Consider the following 26257-nt stretch of genomic DNA (forward strand, 5'->3'; position numbering starts at 1 on the left):
CTTCCAGATGTCGATCCCGCGCGGCCTCAGCGTCTACCGCAACCTCCACTCCTTCTTCCCGGCGAAGAAGGAGAAGGGGCTGGCCCTCCCGCGGGGCGTATCGGCGGCCGGGCTGTTCACCCGGCACGTCTTCGACATCGCCAAGGCCCTCTACCGGTTGCCCAACCCCATCGACGTGACGGTGGCGGCCTGCGCCGAGGGCGACGACCCCGACCGCATCGCCCACCTGGTGGCCAGCCTGCGCTACGGCTACGGGCACACCGGGGCAACCACCACGCTCCCGGCCCCGCTCTCCTTCGAGTCCAAGGCGCGTGACTACATGACCCGCTTCGCCCTGGACGAGGCGGACGCCGAGGACGCCCTGGATGACGAGGGCGGCGACGGCCCGGACGACGACGGAGGCGGGGGGCCGGGAACCCCGGCATCGGACCCTGACGACGGCGACGATGCCCCCGACGGGGACCCGGTCGCCCCGGACACCGGCGGCCCGGACCCGGAGAGCGAGGGGCTGGGGGAGAGCGAAGGGCCGGGAGGGGACGAGCCGGGCACCGCGATCCTCCCCTTGGCGCGGCCGGTGTCGACGGGACAGCTGCCCGAGGTCGGGAGCGATCGGTGGACAGAGCTCCTCTCGGCCTTCGCCGTCCCGAGGACGGCGAAGGCCCTTAGATCGAGCACGGCGCTCGGCGGGGCGCAAACGGCATTCGCCTGCGCCGGATCAGGTGGCGCGCCGGGTGGATGGACGCGGTGGGAACAGGAAGAAACGGAGGACGAGGACATGGGCACGAACGGGCACACGGGGACGGCGTGGGTGGCGAAGGTCAGGGAACCCGTGCTTCCCATCCCGGTCTTCGTCACCCGGGAGTGGTTGAGGCCGAAGATTTCGATCTCGAACACGGCGCTTCGTGAAATCCAAAACGCGCGTGCGGAGATCGAGCTCATCTCAGGCTTCCGCTGGCCCGAGGAGCGACCTAACCAAGAGGTTCTCCTGGACCTGATGCTGGATGGCCTGCGCTATCCCGGCTTCGTCCGCGCCGTCACCAGGGTCGCGATCCGTCAGGTCAAGAACCCGAAGAAGCTGGCAGACTACGGCCTGTTCGGCCCATTCAGGACGCAGGTTTCCGGCCTGCTCTTGAACTTGAGCAAACGTCTCCGCCAGCCGTACCCGGCCAAACTGAGCGAATCCACCCCGATTTTGATAGAGGCCGACAAGGCGGACATCGCCGCCACCAACATCTACCTCAGATGTCACGGAAGCGGGTATTACGACAAGCTGCTCGACATGGCCACCGAGCATGAGAACGTGCTTGGCGACCTCATCCCCTTTCTGGAAGTCGCCAAGGACCATCTCGCCTACAAGGAATTCTCCTGGAAGGACGAGATCGTGGAGCAGCGCACGGTCTTGCCGTCCTCCGCCGTCGGCGCGGCGGTGCCGTCGGCCACCGCGACGGACATCCCCTTGATGGCTGCCTGCGACGAAGAGGCGCCTTCCGCCGGGACTCCCCCCGGCGAGCCGGACGGCATTTCGCCCGAACCGGCCCCGGCAGAAGTCGGCGCCGTGGTCGCGGCGGCACCCTCCCACGAGGAGGACCCCATGGAAGAGAATGACGCGGCCGGGCAAGCCGATGCCGAGAAGCCCGAGTTGACGCCCTTGGAAGCCGCCCGGGAAGCCTGGGAACGGGCATTGCTGGACGTGGCGCTCCTGGCAGCGGTCGCGGCGGCCGGGGATCCGGATGACGGCGCCCTGGCTGCCCTGACCCCGGTGCTGGACAGGGCGCGCGCCGCGGCACGGGACTGGGAGGATGCCAAGCCGAAGCTGGTCGACGTCGCGCCGCTCATCGAGGAGATGGGCGCAATGGCCGCGACGCTCGTCGACATCGCGGACACAGAGGAGGCCAAACCCGTAGACCTCCCGTCCGTGACGCTGGTGCTCGAGGAGGCCGCCGTCGCCGCCGGGAACGCCCTCGCCGAGGCGCGCGAGGCAGCCGCCGAGGCCGCCAAGGAGCGCGACCGGGCGTTCTCCCTGATGGGCAACTACAAGACGCTGGGGGAGGCCGCCGCCTCCAAGGAGCGTGGGGAGAAGCTCGCCTTCTCCGGCCTGGAGGCCCTCCGCCGGGCTGCCGCCCTGCTGGCCGAGGGCGTGACCGTCCCGGCGTCCAAGCAGCCAACGGTCACCACCGCATCGGAGCCCGGTGACGCACGGCCGGAAGCGCCTCCCGCGGACGAATCCCAGACCGCCATAACCGAGGCGATCACGCCGGGAGGAGACGCTGCCTCCGGTACGCCAGACCCGCTGGAAGTCGCGGAGGCTCCGGCCGAGGAGGTCGACGGCACCGCCGGGGACGAGAATCTCGATGCCCGGCCCGCCCCTGCCGAGGAGCCGAAGGCTTCGGGCGCGGCGTCCGACGGCGACTTCGGGCCGGAGTTCGACGCGGCCCTGGAACTGGCGACCGAGTTGGCCGAGGAAGGGACGAACGGGATAGCGGCCGAAGCGGCCGTGGCTCCGGCGGCAATCGACACCGCAGACGAGCCGGTCGTGACGGCCGAGGCCGCCGCTGATGCCCCTGAAGCGTTGGACGTCGGGTTCGAGGATCCGCTCGCGGCGTCGATCCGCAACAAGCTGCTGGCGCTGTTCGCCGAGCAGGAGTTCGGGCTCGCCCACCACCTTCTGCTCGCCGCCGAGCGCATCTTCCCGGACGGTGACTTCGGCTTCTCGGTCGCCGAACTCAGGCTCGCCGCGGTCGCCGGTCACATCAACCACGCCTCCATTCAAGGCAACCCGGCCTTCCTCGACCTGCTGGAAGCCGTCCTCGCGAGCGCCGGGACGGCGCAGCCGGGGGCGGCCTCCGTTCCCGACGAGGTGGCAGCCGCCCGGCGCATCGTCCTGTTCGGCGCCACCGCCGCCATGGCCCTGTTCCATCCCGGCAGCGCCGCCGTCAAGATCCTCGAGGCGATCAACGGCGTCGCCACCGGCCTCGAGGAGCACATCTACCCGCTGCGCGACGCGCTGACCGAGGCGGAGCGGTCCGGCATCGGCTTCACCCCGGCGATTTTGCGGGCCGTCAGCCGAGCGGCCGAGAACGACCGCTACGGGGACGAGTGCCTGGCCGCGGTGATCGAGAAGATCGACCACATCGCGGGCCTGCACTTCCGCTTCACCCTCGGGAACCGGATTCGAGCCGCCCTGGTGCATGGCGACGGGCTGCTCGGCGAGCTCAAGGAGCGTCTCGGCGGCGGCGACCGCGAGGCCGTGGATGCCGCGCGCGATTTCGCGGCGACCTACGCCGAGCGCAGCGCCGTCATTTTCATGTTCGACGAGACCGAAGCTAAGTTCCACTCCAAGATCCAGGGCATCGACGGGGACGCGCGCGAGCGCCTGCTCGCCAACATCCAGGATCTCGCCGCGCGGTGCGCCGAGTTCGTCCAGGCGCGCGAGGCGGCCCCGGCCATACGGAACCCGATGCAGCGCAAGCTGGTGGAGGGAATCCGCAACGCCCTGCTGACCGGCCTGACCCAGGCGCAGGCGGCCATCTCCGGAATGACCGACGACGATGACCCGCTCATCGCGGCCGCCGCCGGGTTCGCCACGACCATGCTCGCGCGGATGCGCCTCGCTGTTGACGGGGACGCGCCGGTGCCCGGCCCGGTCGACCACCTGCTCGCCTTGCACGGTCCCCTGCTCTGGCTGCCGGGGCTTCGTTACGGACGTTCCTGGCTGCCGTCGCCGTACCAGCCGGAAATCGTCACCAGCGCCATCCTGGAGGCTCCCGTCCCCCTGCTGCCGCCGCCGGGCGAACGCACCGAGGCGCTGGAGCGGGCCGTGCGCGATCGGCTGGACGAGAACTCCTTCGTCGCCGCCAGCCTGCTCGTCGAAAGCGCCGCATTCCACGGCGTGCCGGAGGACGAGCGGGGGCGCCTGCGCGAGATCGCCGAGGTCGACGTCCAGACCAGGCGCGACGAGATGGGACGCAGCGTCGCCGAGGCCCGGCGCATGGTCGACCGGGTGCAGCGCATGGACATGCTCGCGGACGCGGACGAGGCCCAGGCGATGCTGTCCCTCCTCGACCGCATCGAGATCGACGCGCTCCCGGCGGCGCCCGACATCGACTCCCGTTCGGAGGCGGAAGAGGGAGAGGTGATCCTCGATTTCTCCTCGGCGCAGGTCGTCCTCGACGATGTGGGCGACCGGGTGGCGCGCCTCGCCGACGAGCGCCGGGGAAATCTCCTCAGGCGCGTCGACGAGATGCTAGCCGCCGGTCAGGTCGGGGAGGAGGACGCCAGGCACGTCCGCGGCATCATCGGCAAGGACGACCTGATGACCGCCCAGGAATACCTCGACTTCCTCCGGGACGGCCGGAAGCTGACGACGGCCGCCTCGCCGAACACGCGCTTCCGAGCTTTCTTCCCTGCGGTGCCGACCGCCCTCTCCCGATCCGCCGCGCCGGGTCTCGACGCGGTGGCGGACTGCATCGCGCAGGGACAGGATCTCGACGCGCTGCCGTTCTCCCGCATCCCCGAGGGAGGGCGCGAGGACGCCCTGGACATCCTGTCCCAATGGCGCAACCTTCGCACCAAGGTCCATGCCGGGAACTTCACGGAGAACGTGACCAGCCTGCTCCACAGCTTCCTGGAGCGTCTGGGCCTGACCGTCGCCTTGAAGGCGACCGAGGCCAAGCTCACCAAGCTGAGCCGCAAGGTCTACGTGACGGCGATGCAGATGAGCATCCCCACGGATCTCGAGAGCGTGCTGCTGCCCGACTTCGGGAGCCAGACCGGCGGCCATTACCGCGTCTGCATCGTCGCGAAGATGCCCACCGAGGCCGAGCTCACGGGGCTGTGCGACAGCACCGGCGTCATGGGCGTGATCGTCTTCGTCGCGGCGCCGGTCGACGCCGAGCGGCGGCGGCAGCTGGCGGCCAACAGCATCAAGCTGGGCCGCAAGGTGCTGGTCATCGACGAGGCCATCCTGCTCTTCGCCCTGTCCGAGCCCGAGTTCCGGCCGCTGACCATCTTCGAGTGCGCCCAGCCATTCTCGTTCGCGGCCCCCTACCGCGACTACGGGAACCAGGCTGTCCCCAGGGAGATGTTCTTCGGCCGCGAAACCGAGTACCGCAAGCTCGTGGAGCCGTCGGGCAGCTGCATCGTCTACGGCGGGCGCCGCCTCGGCAAGACGGCGCTCCTCCAGCACATCAAGGCGACCAAGCACGACCCGGCCAGCGGCATGGCGGTGGGCTACGCCAACATCCTCGACATCGGCAACAACACGCTGCCCGCCAGGATCTGGGAATACGCCTCGCGCGAGCTTCCCACGGTGTTCCGCGAGCCGGTGTCGACGGCGGCCGATTTCGCGGCTGGCGTCATGGCCTGGCTCGACGCCGACACCCGCCGCCGCATCCTGCTGCTGCTCGACGAGTCCGACCGCTTCATCGAGACCGACGCGCGCGACAACGGCTTCCGCGAGTTCATCCGGCTCCAGCAGCTGATGGACAACTCCAGCCGCCGCTTCAAGTTCGTCCTGGCGGGCCTGCACAACGTGACGAGGCTGGTCCACACCGAGAACCCGCCGCTCAAGCAGATCGCCTCCGACCCGCAGCGCATCGGCCCGCTGATGCACGAGGAGTTCAAGGACGCCGAGCTCCTCGTGACGAGGCCGTTCGCCGCCATGGGCTACCGCTTCGAGAACCGCGAGGACGTCTGGCGCATCCTCAGCCACTGCAACTACTACCCGGTGCTCGTGCAGACCTTCTGCAAGGGCCTCCTCGAGGCGCTCACCCGGCAGGTCGCGCAGGGTTCCCGGCCGCTCGACACCATCACCGCCGAGCATGTCCGCGCCGCCCTGGAGAACGAGCGGATCGCCCACGAGATCGGGGAGATGTTCGACTACACCATCAGCAAGATCGAGGACCGCTACGCCCTCATCGCGAACATCATGGCCGACCATGCGCTGAAGGACATCGCGGCCGGGCGCGTCGACGAGGGGGTGACGGCGGTCGAGGTCATGGACGCCGCCCGCAACTACTGGCCCGCCGCCTTCCAGCACGTCAACCGGCTCTCCACCGTCGAGGATCTGCTCGACGAGATGGAGGGCCTCGGCGTGCTGCGCCGGGTCGGGAAGGACACGTGGGCGCTTCGCTCGCGCACCGTCCTTCGCCTGCTCGGCAACGACGACAAGGTGCTGGCGAAGCTGGTCGAGTTCATCGACCGACCGGCCCCGCCCGTCTTCGAGCCGCGTTCCATGCGCCGGTCGCTCAACCAGTCCGACGTCCTGAAGATTCCCGCCGGATACACCTGCCCGCTGACGCTGGGACAGGAGCATGACCTGCTGACGCTGGAGGCTCCCTCGCCGACGGCCGCCCTCGTCCGCGTCGTCTTCGGCAACGAACTGTCCGATGTCTCCATGGTCGGCGCCGCGATGACCACGGCGGGCCCCCTCGTCTCCGACGGCACCAAGGTCGAGGTGGTCGCGCGCGTGTGGGGGAACTCCGCCGACCTCAGGGAGGCCATCGGCCGGGTCAGGCCGAAGGAGGGCGAGAGCGTCCTGTACGTGGCGGACGCCAGGACGAACTGGGATTTCGACTGGATCGAACCCGTCCTCCGCAGCCAGGCGGTGAGCGGGCCGAACGGGCGCGTCCGCGTCGCCTTCGTCGGCGGCCCGAACCGCGCCCTGCGCTGGGTATCGGACGACAAGACCCGCTCCCTGCATCCGCAGGTCCGCGTCATGCCCCTCCAGACCTGGTCGTCGGCCATGGTGGCGCACAGCCTCAACCACGCGAACCTGCCGACCGAGCAGTTCGCCGACCTCCTGAGGCGCCAGACCGGCGGCTTCAACAAGCCGATGACGCACCTGCTCGGCACCGCCGGGACGCGCGACCGCTTCCCCGGCCGCGTCGAGAAGCATCACGAGAAGATGCTCGCCGATCCCGGCACCATGGCCGAGCTCGGCCTCGTCGAGCCGATGCGCGAGGTCTTCCTGCGCATCCCCGAATGGCTCGACAAGGCCGGGCGGATCACCGCCAGCGACATCGGCGCGGTCATCCTTCCCGAGGTCCCCGCAGCCGCGGGCTTCACCGGGCGGCAGGTGGTCGAGTTCGGTGTCCTCATGGGCCTGCTCGAGGGCGAGGCGCTGGACCACGTCACCGAGGAGGAGGGGCGCCGCTACGCGCTGAACCCGCTCCTGGACGCCGTCTTGAAGTCCGTGCGGACGACGGAGGGCACGCGATGACGGACTGGCGCTCGCTCGACTGGTTCAGCCTCGCCGGACCGACCAGGTTCCTCGACCGGGCCGTCACGGCCATCCTCGGGGCGGAGGCCCGCGTGGTCGGCCTCACTCTGCCGGGCCGACGCCCAGACGGCCTCCTCGACGCGCTCGCCGGTCGCCTGGAGGCCGCGACCGCTTCGGCGACCCTGCGGGTCGATGCCTCGCCCGGCCTGCGGGGGCGCTCGCCCACCACCGTGCTGGCCATGTCCGCAGGGGAGGGGATCTCCGGCGTCAGGTCGGTGGCGGATCTCCTCGACGCCCCGCGTCTGGCCGGGAAGGTCATCCTCGTGGACGGGATCCCGCCGGAGGAATGGTTGCGCTGGGCCTACGTGCTGCGGCAGATACCCCCCGAACGCGCCCGCCGCGCGCGCATGATGCCGCCGTCGCTGGCCGTGGTGTTCCCGCCGGGGATTGCCCCGAGCGACGCCCGCGCCGCAGTCGACCGCGACCTGCGCTGGAGCGGCCATGTCTCGCGCCTCGATACCCAGACCTTCGTGGAAGCCCTCCTGGGCTGGCCGGACGACAGCCTCGCGTCGCGGACGGCCGCCTCGGTGATCACGGAGATGACGGGGTGGGATCCCTCGATGGCCCGCCTCCTCGCCGACCTCGGCGTCGAGCAGCAGATCGACCCTCGTGCCACCATGGCCGCCCTGCCGGACGTTCTCGGCGGCCAGCGTCCGTGCTGGGAGAACGGCATGGTCGATCGGTGGGACGGGGCTCCGTGGGTTCACACCGCGGCGCTTTCCTCGGCCAAGCGGCACGATTCCATCGCCCAGAGGGTATGGCGCGGGCAAGTGCGCACCGTCTTCCCCTTCCTCGACCAGATGCGCAATGCCTTCGTCGCGAAGTACGAGGACCGCATCCGCGCGCAACCACCCATCGTCAAGGACTACAACGGCCGGAAGGTCACATACGACGACCCGTGGACGCTGGAACTCTTCGACCTGAATGCGCTGATCAAGGCCGACCTCTCGGCGAAGGAGGCGACGTTGCTCTCGGTCTGCATCACCGTGCGCAGGGGCATGGCGCACTACGATCCGGCCGACGGTGCTCTCATCCGGAGGGCGTCGGATTTGTGGGAGGAAATCGGCCATGGCTTCCCCGACGGCTGCGCCGCGTGGGAGTGGCCGCGCTGCGGGCAGAAGCTGGTTCTCATGGTCGGCCCGACCGGGGCCGGGAAGTCCCGCTGGGCGCGGCGGCGCTTCGCCGAGGGGGACATCGTCGAGGCCGACGCCATCCGCAGGTCGCTCAACGGCTCCCTCGACATGGCCGGGGACCAAAGCCCCGTCTTCGAGCGCGTCCGCCGAGAGGTCCTGGAGCGCCTGTCGGTCGGCCGGACCGTCGTCGTCGACGCCACCAACATGAGGCGCGAGGACCGGCTCGCCAACGCCCTGCTGGCACCGCCCGACATCCCCGTGGAGTACGTGGTTGTCGACCGCCCGCTTGAGGAGAAGCTCGCCATGGCGGGGTGGCGCGCCGACAAGCCCGGCCTCATCGAGGGTCACGCCAGGCTGTTCGAGGCCAGCCTCCCGGACATCATGGGAGGCGACGGCCTGCCGAACGTGCGGGTTGTGGACTTCCGGGTCCAGCGGGCCGGAGACGCACCGGGGACCGCCTCCGGCTCGTCCCGGTGACGGGGCGGCATCCCAGCCATCATCGAAAGCAGGACACAGGGAGACCAGCCAAGCCATGCCAATCGAAACCATCCGCCGCGGCCTCGACTACGCGGCCAAGGACTACGGCCTGATCGCGCTGCTCGACCACAAGGACGTTAAGCCGAAGGAGGACCAGATCAAGTGCGCGCTCTATCGCGCCTTGTCCGAGGACGGTTACTCCGTCCGGGTGGAATCCTCGACGTCGCGGGGCGGCTGCCGAAGCGACCTGCTCGCCGTCCGGGGCGACCACAGCATCGGCATCGAGATCAAGACGGCGTGGGCCGGTAGCGGCGGGTGGGTCAACAAATATTCGGAGCAGCGCAACTCGTGGACGGCGGACATCGGGCGGCTCAAGGATCTGTGCCAGGGCCAGGCGATGAGCGCCGGGTACTTCGTCCTCGGCTTCGCGCATGAACGCGGCTCGCGGGCCGAGGCGAACCTGCGGCAGTACATCGCCGCCATGGAGGGCGACGCCGTCGTGGACCCGGTTCCCATGGACCTGCCGAACTGGAACGGGCTGGACAGCATGGAATTCCACGTCATGAGGGTCTTTCGGCGCACCTGACGGCCTCCCCCCGGCAACCTCGAAGGCCGAACGCGACCATGGCCAAACGCTCCCCCTCCGGCAGCCCAACCCGCCTCATCCGCGAGATCCTCCACGTCCCGACCGGCGAGCGCAGGCGGACCGACGACGGCTGGCTGGACGCCATGCCCGACGACGAGTTCGTCCACGCCCGGCGCCGCGCCACCACGGCCCGGAACTCGGGCGGCTCCGAATGGGCTTGCGCGGCATGCGGGCACCCGGCATTCCCGTCCCGGCACCACCTGACGCGGCTGCGCCACTTCCGCCATTTCGCTGGGGCGCCCGCCGACTGCCCGTGGCACCAGGACGACGGCTTCGACCTCGCCGAACTCGACACGCTGCGCTTCGGCGGGAAGGGCGAGGGCGCCCGCCACCGGGAGGTGAAGCGCTTCCTCATGCACATGACCTCCGTCGACCCCCGGTTCTCCCCGCCTAACGTGGCGAACTACGATCCCTACAAGGAGCATTGGGTGACGGCGGCCAACGGGGACCGGCGCAGGCCGGACGTCTACCGTCGCCTGCACGGAAACCCCATCGCCTTCGAGATCCAGCTGGCCCGGACCTACCTGAATGCCATCCAGGGTCGCGAGACCTTCTACCAGGAACAGGGCATCCGGCTCGCCTGGGTGTTCTGGGAGTTCGAGAAGGTCCGCGATCGTCTGAGCGCGCAGGACATCTACCACTTCAACCGCTCCAACGCCCTGTCGCTCGACCTTGAAGCGGTCGAGCACTCGCTCGGCACCGGCAGGCTGCACTTCCGGGTCTGGTGGTGGGAGCATGTCCTCGATTCCTGGGGGAAGCCCGGCCGGGTCTGGCGGGAGCGTTTCGTCGACGTGGACGAGCTCCTCTGGGATCCGGAGAGCGGGCTGCCCTACCTGGTGGATCCCGAGGCGATGCGCGTGGCCGCCGCGGAGGCGCGCCAGGCCGCGGCCGAAGAGAGCAAGGCTGCCGAGGCCCGGCGCGTCGCCGCGCTGGCCGACGGCGTCGCGGCAATCTGGGCCGTCGAGGCGGATCGCCACCCCTGGAGACTGTCGGATCGAGGCTTCGATCGGGAAACCTACGAGCGCTTCACCGAGCCTCCCTGGTGGGTCCTGGCCCGAGCCGTCGGCTGCACGGTCTCCTGGGACGAGGCATACGAGAAATATGGCTGCTCCAGCGTCCTGCCGCTGCTCTACGCCATCCGCGACGGCCGCGGTTACGGAGGGATGAACCTGGCGGCGGTGGTCATGAACCTGCTGGAGCATCGGCGCTGGGCCACCCACGCGGTGGTCGCGGTGGCCCGGGCCTATGGGCGCCGGGAGTCCCTGGACGGCCGCCCCAACGCCGTCGCCAAGGTCGTCCGCAACATGCGGGAGGCGTTCCGGGGCGTCCCCGGCAGCACGCCGGTGCGCCAGATGGACGAGGTGCTCGCCACCCTGTTCCCCGAGGCCGCGGAAGCCATCAGGCAGCCCTGGCCGCCACAAGCGGCCCTGGAGCGCATGCGCGCGCAGGCGGAGGCGTCGGGCTCGGAGCGGTAGGGCTGGGGGCGGGCCGACGGTCTATCGCCACCATGCAGGCGGCCAGCGACGGGGGCGTTTCCATGTGCTGGCGTGCCAGAACACGCCCCTTGCTCGTGCGCTGGCTGCGGGGCAAGAGATCTCGGCAAGCAAGGAGGAGCCGTCATGTCCAACTTCCTCGAGACCCTTGTCGCCGAGTGGTACGAGTTCTCCGGCTACTTCGTCCGCCGGAACGTGCTCGTGGGTCGACGCCCGAACGGTGGGCATGACTGCGAGCTCGACGTCGTCGCGTACCATCCGGGAGAGCGCAGGCTGGTCCACATCGAGCCGTCCATGGACACCGACAGCTGGGCTAGGCGGGAGGAGCGGTAAGCGAAGAAGTTCGCGGCCGGGCGCCGCCATATCCCCCTGCTGTTCGCCGGGATCGACCTGCCGGACGACATCGAGCAGGTGGCGCTCCTCGTCTACGGTTCAACGGCCAACCGGAAGACGCTGGGCGGCGGCCGCATCGTGCCGATGGCGGAGTTCATGGCCGAGGTCCGGTCCACGCTCGCGGGCCGGGCCATCGAGCGCGCCGCCGTGCCCGAGGGGTTCCCGACGCTCCGGGCGCTCCAGTTCGCGGCCCACTACTGGAACGTGGCGCCGGTTGCGCCGACGCCACGCCCACGTCATGCACCGCTGCCCGTAACCTGACGGAGGGGCGGGCGCCGCAGGACGGTCACTCGTCCTCGCCATCGCGCCCAACCTCCCGCTCCGACCGGAGTTGGTTGACGAAATCCCGGATCCGGCGGCGGGAGAAGCCATGAATGCGGCTCTCCAGATGATCCGTGGCGCGCTCCAGGTCGTCGCCATGCAGCTGATTCCGGACAATCGCCAAGGCGATGATGCCCTCGGGAGTGGCGCCGCCCGAACGCATCGGACCGCTGGCCAGAGGAAGACCGTGGGCGTTGGCCCACTGTTTCATCCAGGCTCTCCACCGTGTCCGCCGAATGTCGTCGTAGTCCATGTCGGCGAAGCCGTCCTTGGGCATGATTCCGACGGCGAAGTTGCCAACCCCCGAAGTATTGCCAGAGTCCGTCTTCACGTAATCCCAGAGAATGACGGCATCCTAATAGGGGATTTGACTGCCAATAAGGAGATCCGAAAACACCCCGAGGTTCGGGCAGGCATCTGAGTGCTTTGTAATTGCTGGAGCAGCCATTGAGTTGGATGCTCGCTCCGACACGACATGGAAGCCGATCTTCGCGAGTCCACCCCGCAGATATTTCGCCAGGACAGGTCTCTTTTCCGCAATGTACATCACATCCCCAGCGTCCGAATTGCGATACGCATGGGATACAGCGTCCTCGAAGGTGCCATCGTAATCTCGTCCGATCCACATAAGCCCCATGAGTTCCATGAGCTCATCGTGGTTGAGCGCCTTTATGGCGCTATAGAGATCAATTACAGCGGGACTTGGGCCTCTCAAGATGGCGTCAACCACGGCATCGGCATTCCCGCCAGCACCGATGGACAGGCGACGCGCTCCAGAGCCACTTTGACGTTGGTTCGCGGCCTCCACCAAGCCGATGATGGCGGTAACCTTCGATACGGTTAGATGCTTCAGTCGCGTTTGGATTTCCGGGATTGACGCGAGAACGGGGAACATCAGGCCAAGCGTGTAGGGGACTGATGGTGCGACTGTCCGGAGTCTTCCGGCGAAGGCGCCCTCGTTGAACTCCACGGTGACGGTGCTGGCCTTCAGAGCGGACTGCAATGAGGCGTTGGTCTTGTACCCGAAGCCTGCGGCCAGCGCCTCCGACAGATGAGACGAGCCGACCTGCGGCAAGGCAGCCCACGCGGCGTCCTTGACGAGCTTCATGTTGGTGGGATTGATGGCATAGCGCATCTTCGATCACCCATGATCGCAGTCAGCGCCTGCCGATTAAACGCCGACCGCATGGGATCGAGCGATGCGGTGGTTTACGTGTAAGGCGATTTCACCCGGCAGGACGTGACGCTCGCGACGCGCGTCCACACCATGGCAAATCACGTAGCGGGATGCAAGCCGAAGCTCTACGCGATGGCGCTCACAGGCAGGTACAGGCGCCTGGCGTTGCTGATCCGGGTGTCGCAGGCGCTGGCGCGGTTCTACCAGCACTCAACGCCAGCAGAGCCTTTCGGCTCGACGAGATCCTCCCGAAGGCAATTTGGCAGGGAGTTCCTGCCAAATTGCGAGGTCTGGCCACGCCCTCGTGAAACGAACCTCACAGCCATGAACAGCGGGGCTTCCGTCGGTTCCGAATGGCGCGCCGTCGCCAACCGGATGACGGCCGGACTCGCGCGCCGACTGCCCTTGGCCATCAGCTGAACGGATGTCGCAACGGATCGCCGCCCCATTGCCGCCGCTCACGGGAGCACCCGCCCGGCCGCGAGCATCCTGAGCCACTGGGACAGGTCGAACACGGGCGCTGCGGCGTCGGCCAACCCGTCGCGCAGGGCCTGAAGGTGGCGGCTGTCGCGGGGGCAGGCCAGAAGCCGCCAGCAGGTGGGGATCTCATCATTCGGTGCCGTCCTGGACCACGTCTCCAGTACCAGCTGGCAACGGTCCGCCCGGAGCCGCCTCAGGGCACATTCGAGCTTGGCCGCCTCGTCGGCAGGAACCAGGACCGCCCACCATTGCCGGGTGAGCACGTCGAGCGCCTCAGGGTCGAGGCCGTATCGGGTAATGCGAGCGGGGAGCACGGTCTGCACCAAGCCTCCATGAACATGGAGCCATGCGATCCGGCGTGCCGTCGCATCGTTCCGTGCGATCAGGCGACCGCTCCAGCCCTCCTCCCAAAGGTCAAACCGACCGTTTCGCATGCAGCCGGAATGTTGCATGACATTTTCAAGGATGACCTGATGCTGCTCCTGGAGGGACGACGCGACCAGGGATTCCGGCGTCGTGTCGATGGTCTTCAGGAGCCTCGGCAGGTTGCCGATGAGCCGCCCCTTGGAGATGGCAACCCCGGTTACCTTGCGGATGTCCACCTCCTCGTCCCGTTCACTCCCCTTCACGAGCAGGCCGCCAACGGCCTTGGAGACCGGATGGGAAAGGGTCATCCCCCACCGCAGGGAGAACAGGATGTCCATGGCCGTGGTGAAGTCGGCATCTCCGATGAAGCGGGCAGACTTAGGATCATGCACGGCGGCGGCCGCAGCACGGATCGCCTTGGAGCGCCCGAACCCGACGTAAGCGAGGATAGTGCGCAGCATCTGTTTGGTTCTCGTCAGCCGCCCACAGATTGCCGCGCTTGCATTCCATAATGTTGCTTCATGGTCATCCGCAGCTTCTTGGCCTGCCACGCATCAAGACGCAGTCCTTCCTGGTCTCTCCTGATCAACAGGGGCTACTCGGCCGCAAGCAAGCCGTCGTTCCCCCTTACTTCGATAGCCAGCGGAGTTGGAATATATCCCATGAGCCCGACAATCTGCTCATCTGGGCAGCCTCGACGACGCATGTTGTCGGCAACCACACGGTCGAAAATGCTCTCCCTCGGACGCCGTGCGTCCTCTTCCTCAAGCTCTTCGATGGCGACGTGCTCAAACGGAACCATGCCTATGCATTCTTCAGTCACGAGTTTTCCTCCTCAATGCTTGATTCTCCGACATAGTCGTCAAGAATCAATCGTTGCATAGGATCGGCTAAATTCAACTGCCCCTCCCAACTGTGAGATGGTTCAGCCAAAAGCCAGCGGCCTAAAGGAATTGTAGTTTCCTCATCGACTTTCACCAAGGATCTTGCTCGTGCGACTTCTTGGATGGCGAACGGCTCCAGGGCATTGAGCGCGTTGTATACTGCAAGCCGTTCTGCGAGAGGTATGCTCAGGCCCGGGAACCCCACCTCCAATCTAGTCCGCACAAGCTCACGGAATCGCTTCCAAACATTGTTCTTCGGGACAAGCCCCCACCGCGCGCAGAAGTAAGCCCCTGCGCCGGTCGCTTGTCCTTCGATCATGTCGATGCCGAGGTTCAGGGCGATGTCCCGCCGATTGCGAATGATTTTTCGCCCAAGGCGATTTTCCCGAAGGCCATGCGTGACCAATGTCCGCTGGAGCAGCCATACGAAGCCCCGCGTATTCGGGGACTCCGCGCGCGGTTTCGCTGTCGGCTTGAGTGACCCGGGTAGACGGCAGGCGTCATGCCGCGCAAGGCGCTACCGGAAGGCTTCTGATCTGCCGGTCCAGCCATCCGGCATCGGCCCAGGCGTTCAGGACCTGATCAGGCAGCGTCCACCAATGCCAAGCCCCTTCGTGATCGATGGGACGCCGCTGGGATCCATCACTCTCGCGCCAATCGAAGCGCTGCTCCAGCACGCCATCTCGGACGGCGTAGGTCTTGACGTCGCGTCCCTGTCGCACCCGAAGGAAGGTCTCCGTACCCCTCCCGGTGAAACCTGCCGCGCAGGCCATTTCCGTCCCCGGAGAGCGAAGCGCGAGGATGCTGGCTATGATGCCGGGCAGGACCGGCCCCACGTAGACCCGCGCCTTCCGGAGCACCGGATCGTGAGGCCGCGTGGACGCTATCCAGCCGATCGCCCCGGCCAAGCGGTGGTTGCCGTTGCCGCACTGCACGGCACCGCCGACGCTGTAAAGTTCCAGGATGCCATTCGCGCCATCGGCAGGAAAATACCGGTCGCAGATCTCCCCGTCGAAATAGTCGAAAACATCGTGGGTCCAGCCATTCCCGTGGAGGCCGCGGTCGATGATGGTCCGCCAGGTGTCGCGGTTGCCGAGCAGTCCATCGCCTCGTCCAAGTGCGACAACCGCCCGTATCGGTACGTCGATTTCTTCTCGAAGCAGCTGCCCATCGGGATCCCGGACAAGGTCCGCGAAGGGGCCGAGGCAGTAGGGTTCCGGTGAGTGGTTGTCGAGCAGCACCTCGGTGTCGAGGATGGGATCCCGGCAGTCGCGAACCCGTTCGCGGATGAGGCTCAAGGGGGCGGACGTCACCATGTCTCACTCCGTCGCAGGAACGGCATCGAGGACCTTGCCCGCCATCAGGCGAACTCGTTCATCCCTGGCGTCCGGCTGGACCTCCACGAGCTCCGCGGGGCCGTGATAGCCGTCGAGGAGCATGACGGCCCCGTCCGCGGTGCGATACCGCACATCCCGGAGGTCGAGGGCCGAGGGGTCGATCACCACGGCCACCGTGGCGTGCTTGCCCACGTTCCTGACCCAATCGCCCCGCGTCGGGAACCCCGCGAAGGCGTACGCCGCCTTCCTTCCCTTGAGACCGACCGCGCTGAGCCTACCCGACGACGGCCGGATAAGAACCCAGCCCGGCATGCCGCCCTCCATGCTGGAGCCGCCGCGGGCCATCTCCGCTGCCCGCTCGGGTGTCGTGAAATGGACGACCGGCCCCCGCAGCACCTCATCCCACTTCTCAGAGGTCATCCGTCGCGGCCAGTTTCCCGGAAGCTGGAACACGACCGGAACCACGATGAACAGGATCGCGCAGACCAGAAGGTATAGCCATGGCAGTTCAAGCTGATACCACCCCCCGAGCAGGAGAGCAGCGAGGACCAGATCCCGTGTGGCCGACGCACGCATGATGGCGTGCCATTTGGATACTCGCATCTTTGCTCACCTCGACATCATCGAAGGTTCATTGGTTGCCATGCCCCGGCCACCCCCGCTCGCGGTCGCCTATGCGGGGACCGGCCGCCGGGCCTGTCTCAGGGCGCCGTAGAGAAGCTCGAAGATCGCGTCGGCCTGGGCGTGCGCGTTCTCGGGCAAGGCGCTAACTGGACTTCTTCTTCCAACGTCCCAAAACCTGACTCCTGAACTCAGCCGCAGAAATCTCGCCGGAGGCATACCTATCGCGAAGGAGCGCAAAGTCGGGCTTAGGGCGCATACCCTCGAAGGCTGAGATGGCGGCCATCTGGTTCATGTCCGCACGCCGCGAACCAGTCTCCATGCGGCCCGTGTCCACCTGAGGGATCCTGGAATCTTCAACAGTACCGCCGCGCCTGAACTGAACCATCGCCCACCTCTCCATCCAGATGTCCCATCCTGCCGGATGGGGCGTTGAAAGGCACAACTCCAATGCGTGCGTAATCCATGCTCCCGCCGATGATCATCTCAACCTCGCAGGACGCTGGGAACCACCCCAGCGGCTAACAGCTGGCCGGGCTTGCCCAGTTCGCTCGGTCCAGTCCCGCCCTCCTGAGCAGGTGCTGGGCGCCATAGTCGGGGGACACCGGCAGGCGCAACGCGCCGATCAGGGCGCGCAGCTTGTCCGGCGTCGGCAGACGGCCCTCCCATTCCCGCTCTCGGAGTTCCTCATAGACCAGCTTCTCCTCGCCATCCAGGTGATCCTTCATACCCTTCCGCATCAGGGCGTCCTGATGGGCTTTTTCGTTGTCGGACAACACGGTCATGTGCTTGATGAACCGCCCGTCCGGCCCGAACAGATCGTGGCGGCAGATGGTGTTCTTCACCATGCCCTCGTCGACCACGCACAGGATGATGTGGGTCTCGCCCGCAACGCCGGGTAGCCGGTCCGCTTTGCGCACGGTGTACGCTTCCCAGTCCGGCCATGGGATCTCCGTCCTGCTGGAGGCACCCTCCGGCCAAGCGTAGGTCAGACCGTCTTCCGTGTCCGCGTTCTCCAACTTCAATTCGTGTTCTCCGACCACATCGCCTCGCCCTCGGAATCACGCCGAGCGGCATTCGCAGCCTGGATTGCCAACGCCATCAAGAGTGTCACCTTCCTCAGCGCCGACATTCCAGATGTAAATGTCTGGCAACGTCAGCGGGTCCTGAACCCAATCGACCACTGACTGGGCGAGCCTTTCCGCCTGCTCCGTGTCCAGCGTGTTCGGATAAGCAATCCTGACGGCCGGAATGCCCTGCTCAAGAAGCGGCGACAAGCGCAGTTTGGCCTCGGAAGTTACGTCGTCGGCATGATGGGGGCCGTCGAGCTCCACGACAGCCACCCGTCCGGCGTGGAAGATCAGGAAGTCCGGCTCCAGGCGGCTCCGGCCGCCCTCACCCCTCCGGGCATGGGTGATCGCTGGCAACGGGGCCATCGTCACCCCCAGGCGCTTCAGGGCTTCGTAGAACCGCATCTCCGCGCCGGATCGGAAAATCAGCCCGTCATGGTTGACCGTCGGCCATTCGACGGCGCCCAGCTTCCCTTGATTGCTTCTCGGCGGCCCCGGAGCGACGAAGGCGTACACGATCTCGACGAACTCGTTTATCCCGCGCCTCTCCAAAGCCTGGAAGATCGCGTTCTTCATGGCATGGCCGCAGAACGTGGACTTGTCTTCGGGCAACTCCTCCTCGGGGACGTACAGATGAACCTCCCAGTGCCGCTTCGGGTCGGGACGTCGCTGGGATAGAACCTCGTAATAGGCATCCCCGTGTTCGCTGACCTCCTCGCTGGAGGCCAGCGCCAGCAGACGTGCCTCGACGGCTTTCCCAGCTGCCCGCATTGCACGCGCCGCAGCGGAGAGGATCTCGGAAGCCCTGCTCTCCATGGTTCCAGGGTGCAATGGCATAGATACAATGTCCCGTCTGTGAGACTTGGGTTGATCCCTATGCGGGGACCGGCCGCCGGGCCTGCCTCAGGGCGCCGTAGAGAAGCTCGAAGATCGCGTCGGCCTGGGCGTGCGCGTCTTCCGGGGAGAGCCTCTCCACGTGCCCGGCGAAGGCGGAGGCGTCGAAATTCGCCTTCGGCGACGAGGTCGCGTTCGCCCGGATGGCCCCGACGATCCGGTCGAGGAGCTTGCTCTCGCCGTCGTCGGAAGGAACCCCGTCGAAGGCGGGGTTCACGGTGATCCAGTCCCAGTCCACGCGGGCATGCTGGCGGCCGGTCGTCGCGTAGACGTAGGGGATGCCTCGCCGTTGGCACTCACCGTGCCAGGCGTTGAGGGCCGGGCGGTCGCCGTCCTTGAGCACCGCCCAGATCCGGTTCGGGAGATCGGGCGAGCGGGCAAGAGCATCGAGCGCCGGAAGCGTCGCGACCCGATGGCCGAGGTCAGCCAGCCGCGCGGCGAAGGCGCCCTGGTCGACGGTGGCGAGGGACGGCATCTCGGCTCCGTCCTCCCGCAAGCGGGTGGCGAGCGCGATGCCGGTGCGGCTGCCAAGGGCGGCGGCCAGCGCCTCGGAGAGGTGCGAGGAGCCCACGGCGGGAAGGTCCGCCCGCAGGGAGCGCTTGAAAAAGGCGAGGTTGTCGTTCGTGAGGGCAAGCAGGGCCATCTCGGATCCTAACGCTCGGTCGATGTCCGCCGATTACGCATCGACCGCGTGGGGATCGCGGCGGCTCACGAACCGTCCTCTTTAACCCGGGGGCAGGTCTGGTGGGACAACCGTACGCACGGTAGCAAACAGACTCGGCCAATGCAATCGCAATGGCCGATCGCCAGCAACCGCTGCATGAATTCAATGGGCCGCATCATCCGGCGGAGCGCGGTGGACAACAGGCTTTCACGAAGGCGCCCATAGGAGACGACATGTGGAGTGCAGGCTCTGGAGCGGCCTCGCAGGCCAGCGCCACAACGGACACTCGGGCAGGTCGAGTTCCGCCTGACCACGGCTGCCGTCGTGGGCCACCGCGCGGCTCGACTCCGCCAACAAAAATCTGCTACTCAGAGGTCATGCCGCAGGAACTTACACTCGCATAGGCCATCAACACCGTGTCGCCCACAATCTCTACCTCGATGGCTGCCCGCGATGTCTCTGGTCAGGTGGTGCAAATCCGCATCAACCGGTACGATGCGGAGTATGATAGCTCCCTAGACGCCGCGATGCTCGATGCCTTGGTTGGCCAGATTGAGAAATTCTGGAAGCCGAAGCTGGATCTGGGAGCCCTGATCGAACGCGATGCAGATCTGAATTGGGACTGGCGCGGGCAGGTGCTCACCCCAGCCTTCACAGAGGTGGGAACCCTCGAACCGCGCGGCGGAACGTTGCTTGTTCTGGAAAGCGAGCGGGATCCTCACCAGCCTGAAGCCGTCGCTCGGGTCATCTACGACTGGAAGACACGCCATCTGCCCCGACAGACCAAGCAGCGCGGTCGACCGCCGGTCAAGCCACTCGCCGCCTATGTGGATACCCTTGCGGTAGCACCTTGGAATCGGGCAGAGGCACCGCCTCCCGCACGGGTTCGAGAATTGGGCAGACTGCTGCTGTTTGGCGCGATCCTGCTTTCGCACGAGAATGGACATGGCGGACGGATTGCGCTTCATGCGGCGCCACTCGCCGAAAGCTGGTACCAAGCGGCCCTGCCTGGGGCCAAGTTTGAATATGACCGCCAAGAAATCGGGGATCTCCAGGACGCATCCGGCAACCACGCTCCCTATGTAGAGGTTGATGACTCTGTAGCCTGGACGTACTGTACCAACACCCTGGCGTCCATCCAGGATGCTCGCGGTATCGCTTCTGTCGTCAATGGAAACGTGGTGAACACCTTGGCCCGGCTCGGTATGAACTTGCAGGGATTGCCTTGAGGAGCTCATCGAATGACCACCGTTGAACGGCCGCTTCGTTGCGGAAGCGATGATTCGGATATCCCGGTCGGGCTCGGTCGGGACCGGTTCCCGACGAGCAGCGCTCCCATCGAGGTTGGCGACCAGGAGGACTTTGTCCTCAGCCTGGATCAACCGCGAAACCAACGCCGCCTGCCGGGCGCAGTGGAAGTGGCCGTACGCTATCGCGGCGAGACGTTGCTCAAGGGCCAAGTGGATCCAGAGGCGTTTCTCGACGACTTGGCGAAGAAATGGCGCAACCTGCTGAAGGACCCCTCTCCAGAGGTCAAAATCGGCAGTCTCCTGGGCAATCTATATGCCACGGTACTCGTCCTCCGTCGGTCCGGAGTAACGCTCACCTTGTGGGCGACCCAGAACGGTGTCTTGAAGCTCGTCTGCGTCCCGTTCGAGGCCGCTCTGGAGACACTGGAGGAGTTCGGCCATGCCATCGCCGTGCGCCTTCCGGCCGATTGCTCCGCCGTCCATGCCTGGCGCGAGCGTCTGCCACGGGACCGCAACGGGCTGGCGACCGTGGACGCCCAGTTGCTCGAGTTGCCGCTGAGTCTGGTCGGCAGGCTGAACTTCGAGCCGGTGACCGACCCTCGCGACCTGGCATTCCCAGGCGACCTGCGCATGGCCGCGCGCCTCGCCTATGTTTCCGAAATCAATGTCGAAGTCCTGCGGGTTGCGCTCGACGCGATCCGCGCCCACGCCCCGGTCGATACCCCGGCACTGGATGCCCTCAGCAACGAGGCCATGGCGGCAAAGGCATCGGACCTCGATGAACTCCGCAAGCCGTATGAGCAGGGCCACACCGTCGCGAAGTGGGTGCGGAACAGACTGGCCCTGCCCGAGGGCCGGATAGACATCGAGGGGATGCTCAGGGGCTGGGGTGTGGCGATAGAGGACATCGACCTCGGCACGTCACTCATTGACGCCATCGCGGCCTGGGGCGACCATGGGCCGGTGGTGATCGTGAACCGTGCGGGCAAGCGGTCGGGCAGCCCCCGCGGGCGCCGCGCCACGATGGCGCACGAACTGTGCCACCTGCTGATCGATCGCTCCGGGGCACTACCGGTGGCGGAGGCCCAAGGGAACAGGGTGCGAACCGATCAAACCGTCGAGGCCCGCGCGAACGCTTTCGGCGCCGAACTGCTGCTGCCCACCGAGGTCGCCGCGCGGACGCTTCGCCAGACAGGCGATATCGAGATGGCAGTCGAGGAACTCATGAATCGCTTCGACGTCAGCCTCCTGTTGGCATTGCGGCAGATGGACAACTACGACGGTGACACTGGGGGTCCGCTTCCAGAGCAGAAGATGGAGATCGCGCGCTTGATCGAGCAGTCCAAGGCGGGTGGCATCGATTGGAGCCGATCCTGGCGATGACATAGGGCGCCCCGCGTGCTTGTCATTCCCGGTTCGTAGCTCGTGGGCCTACCCGCCGCGCGCCGCGGGCGTGGCGAAGCCGAGGCGCGGTTCACTCAGACATCAGCCTCGCTTCCATTTTAAATTATTGTGTACCAGCGCTCAGGAAAATGGATTTTATCTATCAACGCAATCAAAATACCGAAATTCGGTCAATCTTCTTTGTTTCCTTTTGATTAATTCCATCAATAGCATCCTTTGTCCGCTTGTCTTCTTCCGGTTGGCGAGTGACTTTCGGTGGCGTAGGCGGTGGGAAGAGGCTTTCTTTAGAAGGTCGAGCGGAGCCGTCTGGATTATTGGACGGCGGCGCAGGCTTGCAAATGAAGGCCGGGCAGACAAAGTCGAAGGTCGCCATGGCCGCGGCCTTGATCGTCTCCTCGGCGGCCACGGTGATTCCCGTAAACAGCACAAAACCAACGAGACTCCTCACGCCGGTATGTTGCTTGATCCATTCGATCATGGAAGGTGCGGCCCTGTACCCGATTTTCGACGGCGCCAATTTTATCATAGTCGATGGTTGTTCACGAACCTATCACCAGCCCGCAACCCGCACCTCCCCATCTGCATCTGATACTTCGACGGTGGGTGTACCACCGGCGCAGACCCGGAAGCTCGTCCACCGGGACGAGAGACAACCGCGCTTGGAAGCATTTCACGCATGCTTCACCTATGCCCATCCCAGTCTGCGATGTTCACTGCCAAGCTGAGCCAGTGGCTCACTCCTGTTCCCGGCCGATGCTCCATCCCATTCCCTGCCGATCGCCCTCCGGATTGGCGGAAGCTGGAGCCCCACGTCGGCGCGGGAGGCAGGCACTGCCGAATAGTCTTTTATTCTGGGGCTCATTTTTCCTATAAGCCATTGATAGATATGTAATCATCTGAAAATCCATTACCCCGGCCCGGCCTGAGAGCGGCAGCCTGCCGACCTGCACCAGCAGCCTGCCGGGCGCATCCGGGCGGACGACCGTCTCGCACGCGGCCTGGCTTCGCGCCTGCCACGGCGGAGACACCGCTCCACCGGCCGAGCCGGAGCCCAGCCTGCGGGGCGCCGACACGCGAGCATTTCCCCGGCCGAACCGGTTGCACTTCATGCCGCCGTTCATACCCGCCGCGCGCCTGGAAACCGCGTAGCCGCCGGTTACCGTTCCCTCCCGGCCCGCCCCTGGCGCAGGTGGGCGTCCTTCTCGACAACGCGCAGCTTCGCCCTGGCGCGGTGGTACGCCTGCCAATCCGCTGCCAGTGCGGCGTCCACCAGCCTCGGCACGAACTGGTTGTCCGCCGGTGCCGTCACGTGGCTGCCGTCCGGGGAGATCCTGCGCTCGGCCAGGAAGGCCGTCGCCAGCGCCACGAAGGTGTGCGGCGGCGCATGGTCGACATGGCATTCGGAAGGCGACACCGGCACGCCGGTGAGCGCGCACGGCACCCGGCCATCGGTGTCGGCGTGCTCCTCGAAGAAGCGCCTCCTGAACGCCATGGCGTCCCCGTTGATCGCCTCCCTCATCGCCTGCCGCATCTCCATAAGCCTGCTCGGCCCCTTGCCGTCGATGGCCCACCTGAACGAGAAGTCGGTGGCCGACCCGTCCACGCGATCGATCCAGAAACAGGGGTGCTTCCCCTTAGGTGGCTTGTCGACACGGAACCGGGCAACGCCAGCCCCACGCTTATCCGCGGCTTCGGGATGTCGGTCGAGCAGCCAGAGCAGCTGGCTGGCGTGCGGTTCCGGGATAACGGCGCCCACCGGATACGCATGCAGGATGGCGCGGTAGTAATCCTTCGCTGCCGCATTCGAGCGGAATGCGAGCGGGCCGATGTCGATGGCGGGCATATTCGTTACTCCTCCACGGTTTCGGTTTGCAGGGGAATGTCGACGTCGTCGAAGCAGCCGGTCCTCATCCGATCCGGCCCATCGCGGAAATCCTGGATTGCCTGCTGAGCGCGGCCGTCGGCCAACTCCATCTGGCGCGCCATGAACGCCTTGAAGGTGGCGAGGTGGTGGACGGCGCTGTCCTCGAGCGCACCTCGGACTGTGAACGCCTTCTCCGGTGGATGCGCGTACCCGAACACCAGGCCCGCTTCGACATGCGCGGCGGCCGTGCCCGGCGGGGCTTCGGTGAAACCCGGCTCCGGGCGGTCGGCCCGATCGCCCCATGTCCCAATGACATGGAAGACCGAGCCGCCCAACGCGCGCTCGATGCCACTCAGGGACAGCCTCTCGACGAACCCGGCGTCCTCGAAGCCGAAGGGGTCGTCCTCGGGAAAGCGGCCGTAGGGGCCTGTCGGCAGCGACTTCCCCGCCGGGACGCGAACGGTCACGCGAACCCATGGTCCGCCCTCACTGGTCTGAAAGTCGTCCATGATCTCGTCGTCCCGCACTGACGGGATGCCGTAACGGAGCAGGCATCTGGCGTCGTCGAGCGACCGGCCGCGCTCGACGACGCCGTACCAGGGCGCGAGCATGAAGTAGCCGGTCGGCACCTGGTCACCCTTCAGTTTGGCGATGCCGAAATGGACGCGCTCCAGCATCACCAGATCCACCTCGCGCCAGCCTCCGCTCTCGTCCCTGGCCTCACAGGCCATGCGGCCGATCTCGTTGAACAGCAGCGGCACCGAGGGAGCGTTGTCCAGCTGGTCGGCGGACGGATGCCCGAGGCACCAGCCATCGTCCTCCGGCCCACCGCCGCTCCGGTATGCTTCCCGCCGCCGGGTCTCGTCCAGGTACCAGTCGAGCTTTGCCCGCGCCGAGATGGCAGCGACGACCCCCCGCAACTGCTCCAGGAGGCGATGGTAGCCACCGGTCGTGTTCTCGTCGAACGACGGCACTCCCGTTTGGGACGGGCTCCAAGGCGTGTTCACGACCAGATCCAGGACAGCTCGGTCAACGTCGAGGTCAGCCATCTCGGCGGCCGTCTCGGCCAGTGCCAGATACTGCTTCGGATCCCGGGCCAGCCGCCTCATCGCCGCCTCATTGCCGTCCTTCGGCGGGCGGAACCGGCTCAGCCGCTTCTCATCCCCGTCCGCGCTCACCCCGGCCCTTCTGGTGAGGTCCTGGAGCGGCTTGAGATGGCGCGGCCGCGCTTTCTTCAACGCCCCGATCAACGGCTTCAGGTTTCTGGCCAGCTGCATCGCGGCCTTCGGCGCTATCGGTGTCGGGGCGCTCCTAAGCGCAGCCCTCGCCCTTTCCGCCTTCGAAGCCAGCTTCCTTGCCATGCGCTCCGGATCGGAACGGTCGCTTCGCGCTTTCCCTGCTGGATCATGGTCGGTAACGGGCCGCCCGGTCCTCAAGGCGTCTTCTTCGTCGATGCCTTCCGTCATCTCGTCCTCCGTCATGCCGCCACCGTCGGCGACATCGGAGATGCTGCCCGAACATGGACGAGCATACCTGTTGGATGGACAGATTATCGGCATAAAATTGAACAGGTTATTTGGCTATAGTTGAACAGGTTTAAGGGGCAGGTTCCTTGCTGGCCGCCGCCAGGCAGTGGAAGGGACGTCCGCAAGGCCAAGCGGCCATCCTGGCCGGGAAGAAGAAGGGCTCCCGCAACCGGGCCAAGGCCCGGCAGGCGCTGGCCCGCTTCGAGGCGAGGCTGCGCCGCCGCCGCCAGGACGGCCTGCACAAGGCGACGGCCGTGATCGCCCGGTCGTACCGGCTGGTCGTGGTCGAGGATCTGAAGGTGAGGAACATGACGGCCTCCGCTGCGGGGACCGTCGAGGAGCCCGGCGTGAACGTGAAGGCCAAGGCCGGGCTGAACAGAGCGATGCTCGATGTCGCGCCGGGAACCGTGCGGCGGATGCTCGAGTACAAGGTGAAGCGGCACGGCGGGAAGCTGGTGGCGGTCGACCCGCGTTCCACCAGCCAGACCTGCTCGTGCTGCGGACGGCATCCCAAGGATGCCCCGGAGACGGCTCACCTGCCGCACGGCCGTGTCTCGCGGGAACGGTTCGTGTGCCCGCTGTGCAGCTTCGCGAGCGACGCCGACCTGAATGCCGCACGCAACATCCTGGCCAGGGGCAAGCTGGCCATCAACGACAACGTCGACGACCTGGTCGTCACCGCCGGTGGATCGCCGGTGGAAGCCTGCGGAGCCCTCGGCACTGGCCGGGCCATGCAGCAGGAACCAAAGAAACGTCAGCCAAGCGGCCTTCCAAAAGCCGCGTAACCGACGGAAGCCCCGCCGTTCTCGGCGGGGAGGATCACGTAGTCGCGGACGATGGTCTTGGCCGTCTCGAAGTCATTGTTAAGAAGGCACTCACATGCCTCCTCCACCAGTGCCTTGCGGAACTCCGGATCACGATCGGCACGCGCCTTGATCGTTTCCTTGAAGTCACGGGTTAGTGCCATCGTATCCATTT

The 26257-nt window shown here is 66.5% G+C and carries 24 protein-coding genes; 9 read left to right on the forward strand and 15 right to left on the reverse strand.

Annotated elements, in window-relative coordinates:
* The first annotated feature begins 7 nt into the window (after positions 1–7).
* From DM194_RS15030 to DM194_RS15055, 6 genes are all read left to right on the forward strand, one after another.
* A complete protein-coding gene (locus DM194_RS15030) occupies positions 8–7219 on the forward strand; it encodes an RNaseH domain-containing protein (protein ID WP_111068371.1) in 7212 nt (2403 codons plus the stop codon).
* Entirely contained in the window at positions 7216–8889 is a 1674-nt protein-coding gene (locus tag DM194_RS15035; RefSeq protein WP_111068372.1) for an AAA family ATPase, read from the forward strand. The genes DM194_RS15030 and DM194_RS15035 overlap by 4 nt, the downstream gene beginning before the upstream one ends.
* 55 nt (positions 8890–8944) lie before the next feature.
* A complete protein-coding gene (locus tag DM194_RS15040) occupies positions 8945–9475 on the forward strand; it encodes a hypothetical protein (protein ID WP_111068373.1) in 531 nt (176 codons plus the stop codon).
* Between the two features lie 38 nt (positions 9476–9513).
* The gene (locus DM194_RS15045) at positions 9514–11010 is read left to right on the forward strand and encodes a DUF6035 family protein (protein ID WP_111068374.1); all 1497 of its coding nucleotides are present in this window, start codon (positions 9514–9516) and stop codon (positions 11008–11010) included.
* A 144-nt stretch (positions 11011–11154) separates the two neighbouring features.
* Positions 11155–11361, forward strand: a complete 207-nt coding sequence (locus tag DM194_RS15050; RefSeq protein ID WP_111068375.1) for a hypothetical protein — start codon at positions 11155–11157, stop codon at positions 11359–11361.
* A gap of 78 nt (positions 11362–11439) precedes the next feature.
* A complete protein-coding gene (locus tag DM194_RS15055) occupies positions 11440–11682 on the forward strand; it encodes a hypothetical protein (protein WP_111068376.1) in 243 nt (80 codons plus the stop codon).
* A 25-nt stretch (positions 11683–11707) separates the two neighbouring features.
* Here the strand turns inward: DM194_RS15055 and DM194_RS15060 are convergent, their stop codons facing one another.
* The 11 genes from DM194_RS15060 to DM194_RS15105 form a co-directional block, all read right to left on the reverse strand.
* Positions 11708–12019 carry a hypothetical protein gene (locus DM194_RS15060; RefSeq protein ID WP_162630067.1) on the reverse strand — a complete coding sequence of 104 codons (312 nt, stop codon included), beginning with the start codon at positions 12017–12019 and terminating at the stop codon, positions 11708–11710.
* Positions 12020–12097: 78 nt separating this feature from the next.
* A complete protein-coding gene (locus tag DM194_RS15065; RefSeq protein ID WP_162630068.1) occupies positions 12098–12877 on the reverse strand; it encodes a DUF3775 domain-containing protein in 780 nt (259 codons plus the stop codon).
* Positions 12878–13377: 500 nt separating this feature from the next.
* Positions 13378–14226, reverse strand: a complete 849-nt coding sequence (locus DM194_RS15070; protein ID WP_111068379.1) for a hypothetical protein — start codon at positions 14224–14226, stop codon at positions 13378–13380.
* 134 nt (positions 14227–14360) lie between these two features.
* Positions 14361–14588 (reverse strand): hypothetical protein, encoded by a 228-nt coding sequence (locus DM194_RS15075; RefSeq protein ID WP_162630069.1) that lies wholly within the window; start codon positions 14586–14588, stop codon positions 14361–14363.
* On the reverse strand, positions 14585–14968 hold the full coding sequence (locus DM194_RS28155) for a hypothetical protein (protein ID WP_162630070.1): 384 nt from the start codon (positions 14966–14968) through the stop codon (positions 14585–14587). The genes DM194_RS15075 and DM194_RS28155 overlap by 4 nt, the downstream gene beginning before the upstream one ends.
* Before the next feature lie 181 nt (positions 14969–15149).
* Positions 15150–15965 carry a hypothetical protein gene (locus DM194_RS15080; protein WP_111068381.1) on the reverse strand — a complete coding sequence of 272 codons (816 nt, stop codon included), beginning with the start codon at positions 15963–15965 and terminating at the stop codon, positions 15150–15152.
* A gap of 3 nt (positions 15966–15968) precedes the next feature.
* Positions 15969–16562 (reverse strand): hypothetical protein, encoded by a 594-nt coding sequence (locus tag DM194_RS15085; protein WP_111068382.1) that lies wholly within the window; start codon positions 16560–16562, stop codon positions 15969–15971.
* Between the two features lie 190 nt (positions 16563–16752).
* On the reverse strand, positions 16753–17010 hold the full coding sequence (locus DM194_RS29145) for an antitoxin VbhA family protein (RefSeq protein ID WP_111068383.1): 258 nt from the start codon (positions 17008–17010) through the stop codon (positions 16753–16755).
* Between the two features lie 118 nt (positions 17011–17128).
* Positions 17129–17626, reverse strand: coding sequence for a hypothetical protein (locus DM194_RS15095; protein ID WP_162630072.1), 498 nt, complete (start codon positions 17624–17626; stop codon positions 17129–17131).
* Between the two features lie 42 nt (positions 17627–17668).
* Positions 17669–18493, reverse strand: a complete 825-nt coding sequence (locus DM194_RS15100) for a PDDEXK family nuclease (protein WP_111068385.1) — start codon at positions 18491–18493, stop codon at positions 17669–17671.
* A gap of 58 nt (positions 18494–18551) precedes the next feature.
* Positions 18552–19214, reverse strand: coding sequence for a hypothetical protein (locus DM194_RS15105; protein WP_111068386.1), 663 nt, complete (start codon positions 19212–19214; stop codon positions 18552–18554).
* A gap of 461 nt (positions 19215–19675) precedes the next feature.
* On the opposite strand from DM194_RS15105, the gene DM194_RS28160 reads away from it, so the two are divergent.
* Positions 19676–20464, forward strand: coding sequence for a hypothetical protein (locus DM194_RS28160; RefSeq protein ID WP_162630073.1), 789 nt, complete (start codon positions 19676–19678; stop codon positions 20462–20464).
* 12 nt (positions 20465–20476) lie between these two features.
* Positions 20477–21868 (forward strand): ImmA/IrrE family metallo-endopeptidase, encoded by a 1392-nt coding sequence (locus DM194_RS15115; RefSeq protein WP_111068388.1) that lies wholly within the window; start codon positions 20477–20479, stop codon positions 21866–21868.
* Between the two features lie 172 nt (positions 21869–22040).
* Here DM194_RS15115 and DM194_RS28165 read toward each other — a convergent pair whose 3' ends face one another.
* The 3 genes from DM194_RS28165 to DM194_RS28175 all read right to left on the reverse strand — a co-directional run bounded on the left by DM194_RS28165 (position 22041) and on the right by DM194_RS28175 (position 25234).
* On the reverse strand, positions 22041–22367 hold the full coding sequence (locus DM194_RS28165) for a hypothetical protein (protein WP_162630074.1): 327 nt from the start codon (positions 22365–22367) through the stop codon (positions 22041–22043).
* Positions 22368–23045: 678 nt separating this feature from the next.
* Positions 23046–23732: a DCL family protein gene (locus DM194_RS28170; protein WP_162630075.1), complete on the reverse strand. Its 687-nt coding sequence runs from the start codon at positions 23730–23732 to the stop codon at positions 23046–23048.
* Positions 23733–23737: 5 nt separating this feature from the next.
* Positions 23738–25234, reverse strand: a complete 1497-nt coding sequence (locus DM194_RS28175; RefSeq protein ID WP_162630076.1) for a hypothetical protein — start codon at positions 25232–25234, stop codon at positions 23738–23740.
* Between the two features lie 131 nt (positions 25235–25365).
* On the opposite strand from DM194_RS28175, the gene DM194_RS15125 reads away from it, so the two are divergent.
* The gene (locus DM194_RS15125) at positions 25366–26064 is read left to right on the forward strand and encodes an RNA-guided endonuclease InsQ/TnpB family protein (protein ID WP_111068389.1); all 699 of its coding nucleotides are present in this window, start codon (positions 25366–25368) and stop codon (positions 26062–26064) included.
* On the opposite strand, the gene DM194_RS15130 is transcribed toward DM194_RS15125, so the two are convergent.
* Entirely contained in the window at positions 26034–26255 is a 222-nt protein-coding gene (locus tag DM194_RS15130) for a hypothetical protein (RefSeq protein ID WP_176581431.1), read from the reverse strand. The genes DM194_RS15125 and DM194_RS15130 overlap by 31 nt on opposite strands.
* Positions 26256–26257 lie beyond the last annotated feature (2 nt).

It is taken from the genome of Azospirillum ramasamyi (assembly GCF_003233655.1).
In the GTDB taxonomy this organism is placed as follows: Bacteria; Pseudomonadota; Alphaproteobacteria; order Azospirillales; family Azospirillaceae; genus Azospirillum; species Azospirillum ramasamyi.

What these genes read in the sequence shown, in the direction of transcription:
- DM194_RS15030 (WP_111068371.1), top strand. Translation starts at nt 8, where the DNA reads ATGTCGATCCCGCGCGGCCTCAGCGTCTACCGCAACCTCCACTCCTTC.
- DM194_RS15035 (WP_111068372.1), top strand. Translation starts at nt 7,216, where the DNA reads ATGACGGACTGGCGCTCGCTCGACTGGTTCAGCCTCGCCGGACCGACC.
- DM194_RS15040 (WP_111068373.1), top strand. Translation starts at nt 8,945, where the DNA reads ATGCCAATCGAAACCATCCGCCGCGGCCTCGACTACGCGGCCAAGGAC.
- DM194_RS15045 (WP_111068374.1), top strand. Translation starts at nt 9,514, where the DNA reads ATGGCCAAACGCTCCCCCTCCGGCAGCCCAACCCGCCTCATCCGCGAG.
- DM194_RS15050 (WP_111068375.1), top strand. Translation starts at nt 11,155, where the DNA reads ATGTCCAACTTCCTCGAGACCCTTGTCGCCGAGTGGTACGAGTTCTCC.
- DM194_RS15060 (WP_162630067.1), bottom strand. Translation starts at nt 12,019, where the DNA reads ATGCCCAAGGACGGCTTCGCCGACATGGACTACGACGACATTCGGCGG.
- DM194_RS15065 (WP_162630068.1), bottom strand. Translation starts at nt 12,877, where the DNA reads ATGCGCTATGCCATCAATCCCACCAACATGAAGCTCGTCAAGGACGCC.
- DM194_RS15070 (WP_111068379.1), bottom strand. Translation starts at nt 14,226, where the DNA reads ATGCTGCGCACTATCCTCGCTTACGTCGGGTTCGGGCGCTCCAAGGCG.
- DM194_RS28155 (WP_162630070.1), bottom strand. Translation starts at nt 14,968, where the DNA reads ATGATCGAAGGACAAGCGACCGGCGCAGGGGCTTACTTCTGCGCGCGG.
- DM194_RS15080 (WP_111068381.1), bottom strand. Translation starts at nt 15,965, where the DNA reads ATGGTGACGTCCGCCCCCTTGAGCCTCATCCGCGAACGGGTTCGCGAC.
- DM194_RS15085 (WP_111068382.1), bottom strand. Translation starts at nt 16,562, where the DNA reads ATGCGTGCGTCGGCCACACGGGATCTGGTCCTCGCTGCTCTCCTGCTC.
- DM194_RS29145 (WP_111068383.1), bottom strand. Translation starts at nt 17,010, where the DNA reads ATGGAGAGGTGGGCGATGGTTCAGTTCAGGCGCGGCGGTACTGTTGAA.
- DM194_RS15100 (WP_111068385.1), bottom strand. Translation starts at nt 18,493, where the DNA reads ATGGAGAGCAGGGCTTCCGAGATCCTCTCCGCTGCGGCGCGTGCAATG.
- DM194_RS15105 (WP_111068386.1), bottom strand. Translation starts at nt 19,214, where the DNA reads ATGGCCCTGCTTGCCCTCACGAACGACAACCTCGCCTTTTTCAAGCGC.
- DM194_RS28160 (WP_162630073.1), top strand. Translation starts at nt 19,676, where the DNA reads ATGGCTGCCCGCGATGTCTCTGGTCAGGTGGTGCAAATCCGCATCAAC.
- DM194_RS15115 (WP_111068388.1), top strand. Translation starts at nt 20,477, where the DNA reads ATGACCACCGTTGAACGGCCGCTTCGTTGCGGAAGCGATGATTCGGAT.
- DM194_RS28165 (WP_162630074.1), bottom strand. Translation starts at nt 22,367, where the DNA reads ATGATCGAATGGATCAAGCAACATACCGGCGTGAGGAGTCTCGTTGGT.
- DM194_RS28170 (WP_162630075.1), bottom strand. Translation starts at nt 23,732, where the DNA reads ATGCCCGCCATCGACATCGGCCCGCTCGCATTCCGCTCGAATGCGGCA.
- DM194_RS28175 (WP_162630076.1), bottom strand. Translation starts at nt 25,234, where the DNA reads ATGACGGAGGACGAGATGACGGAAGGCATCGACGAAGAAGACGCCTTG.
- DM194_RS15130 (WP_176581431.1), bottom strand. Translation starts at nt 26,255, where the DNA reads ATGGATACGATGGCACTAACCCGTGACTTCAAGGAAACGATCAAGGCG.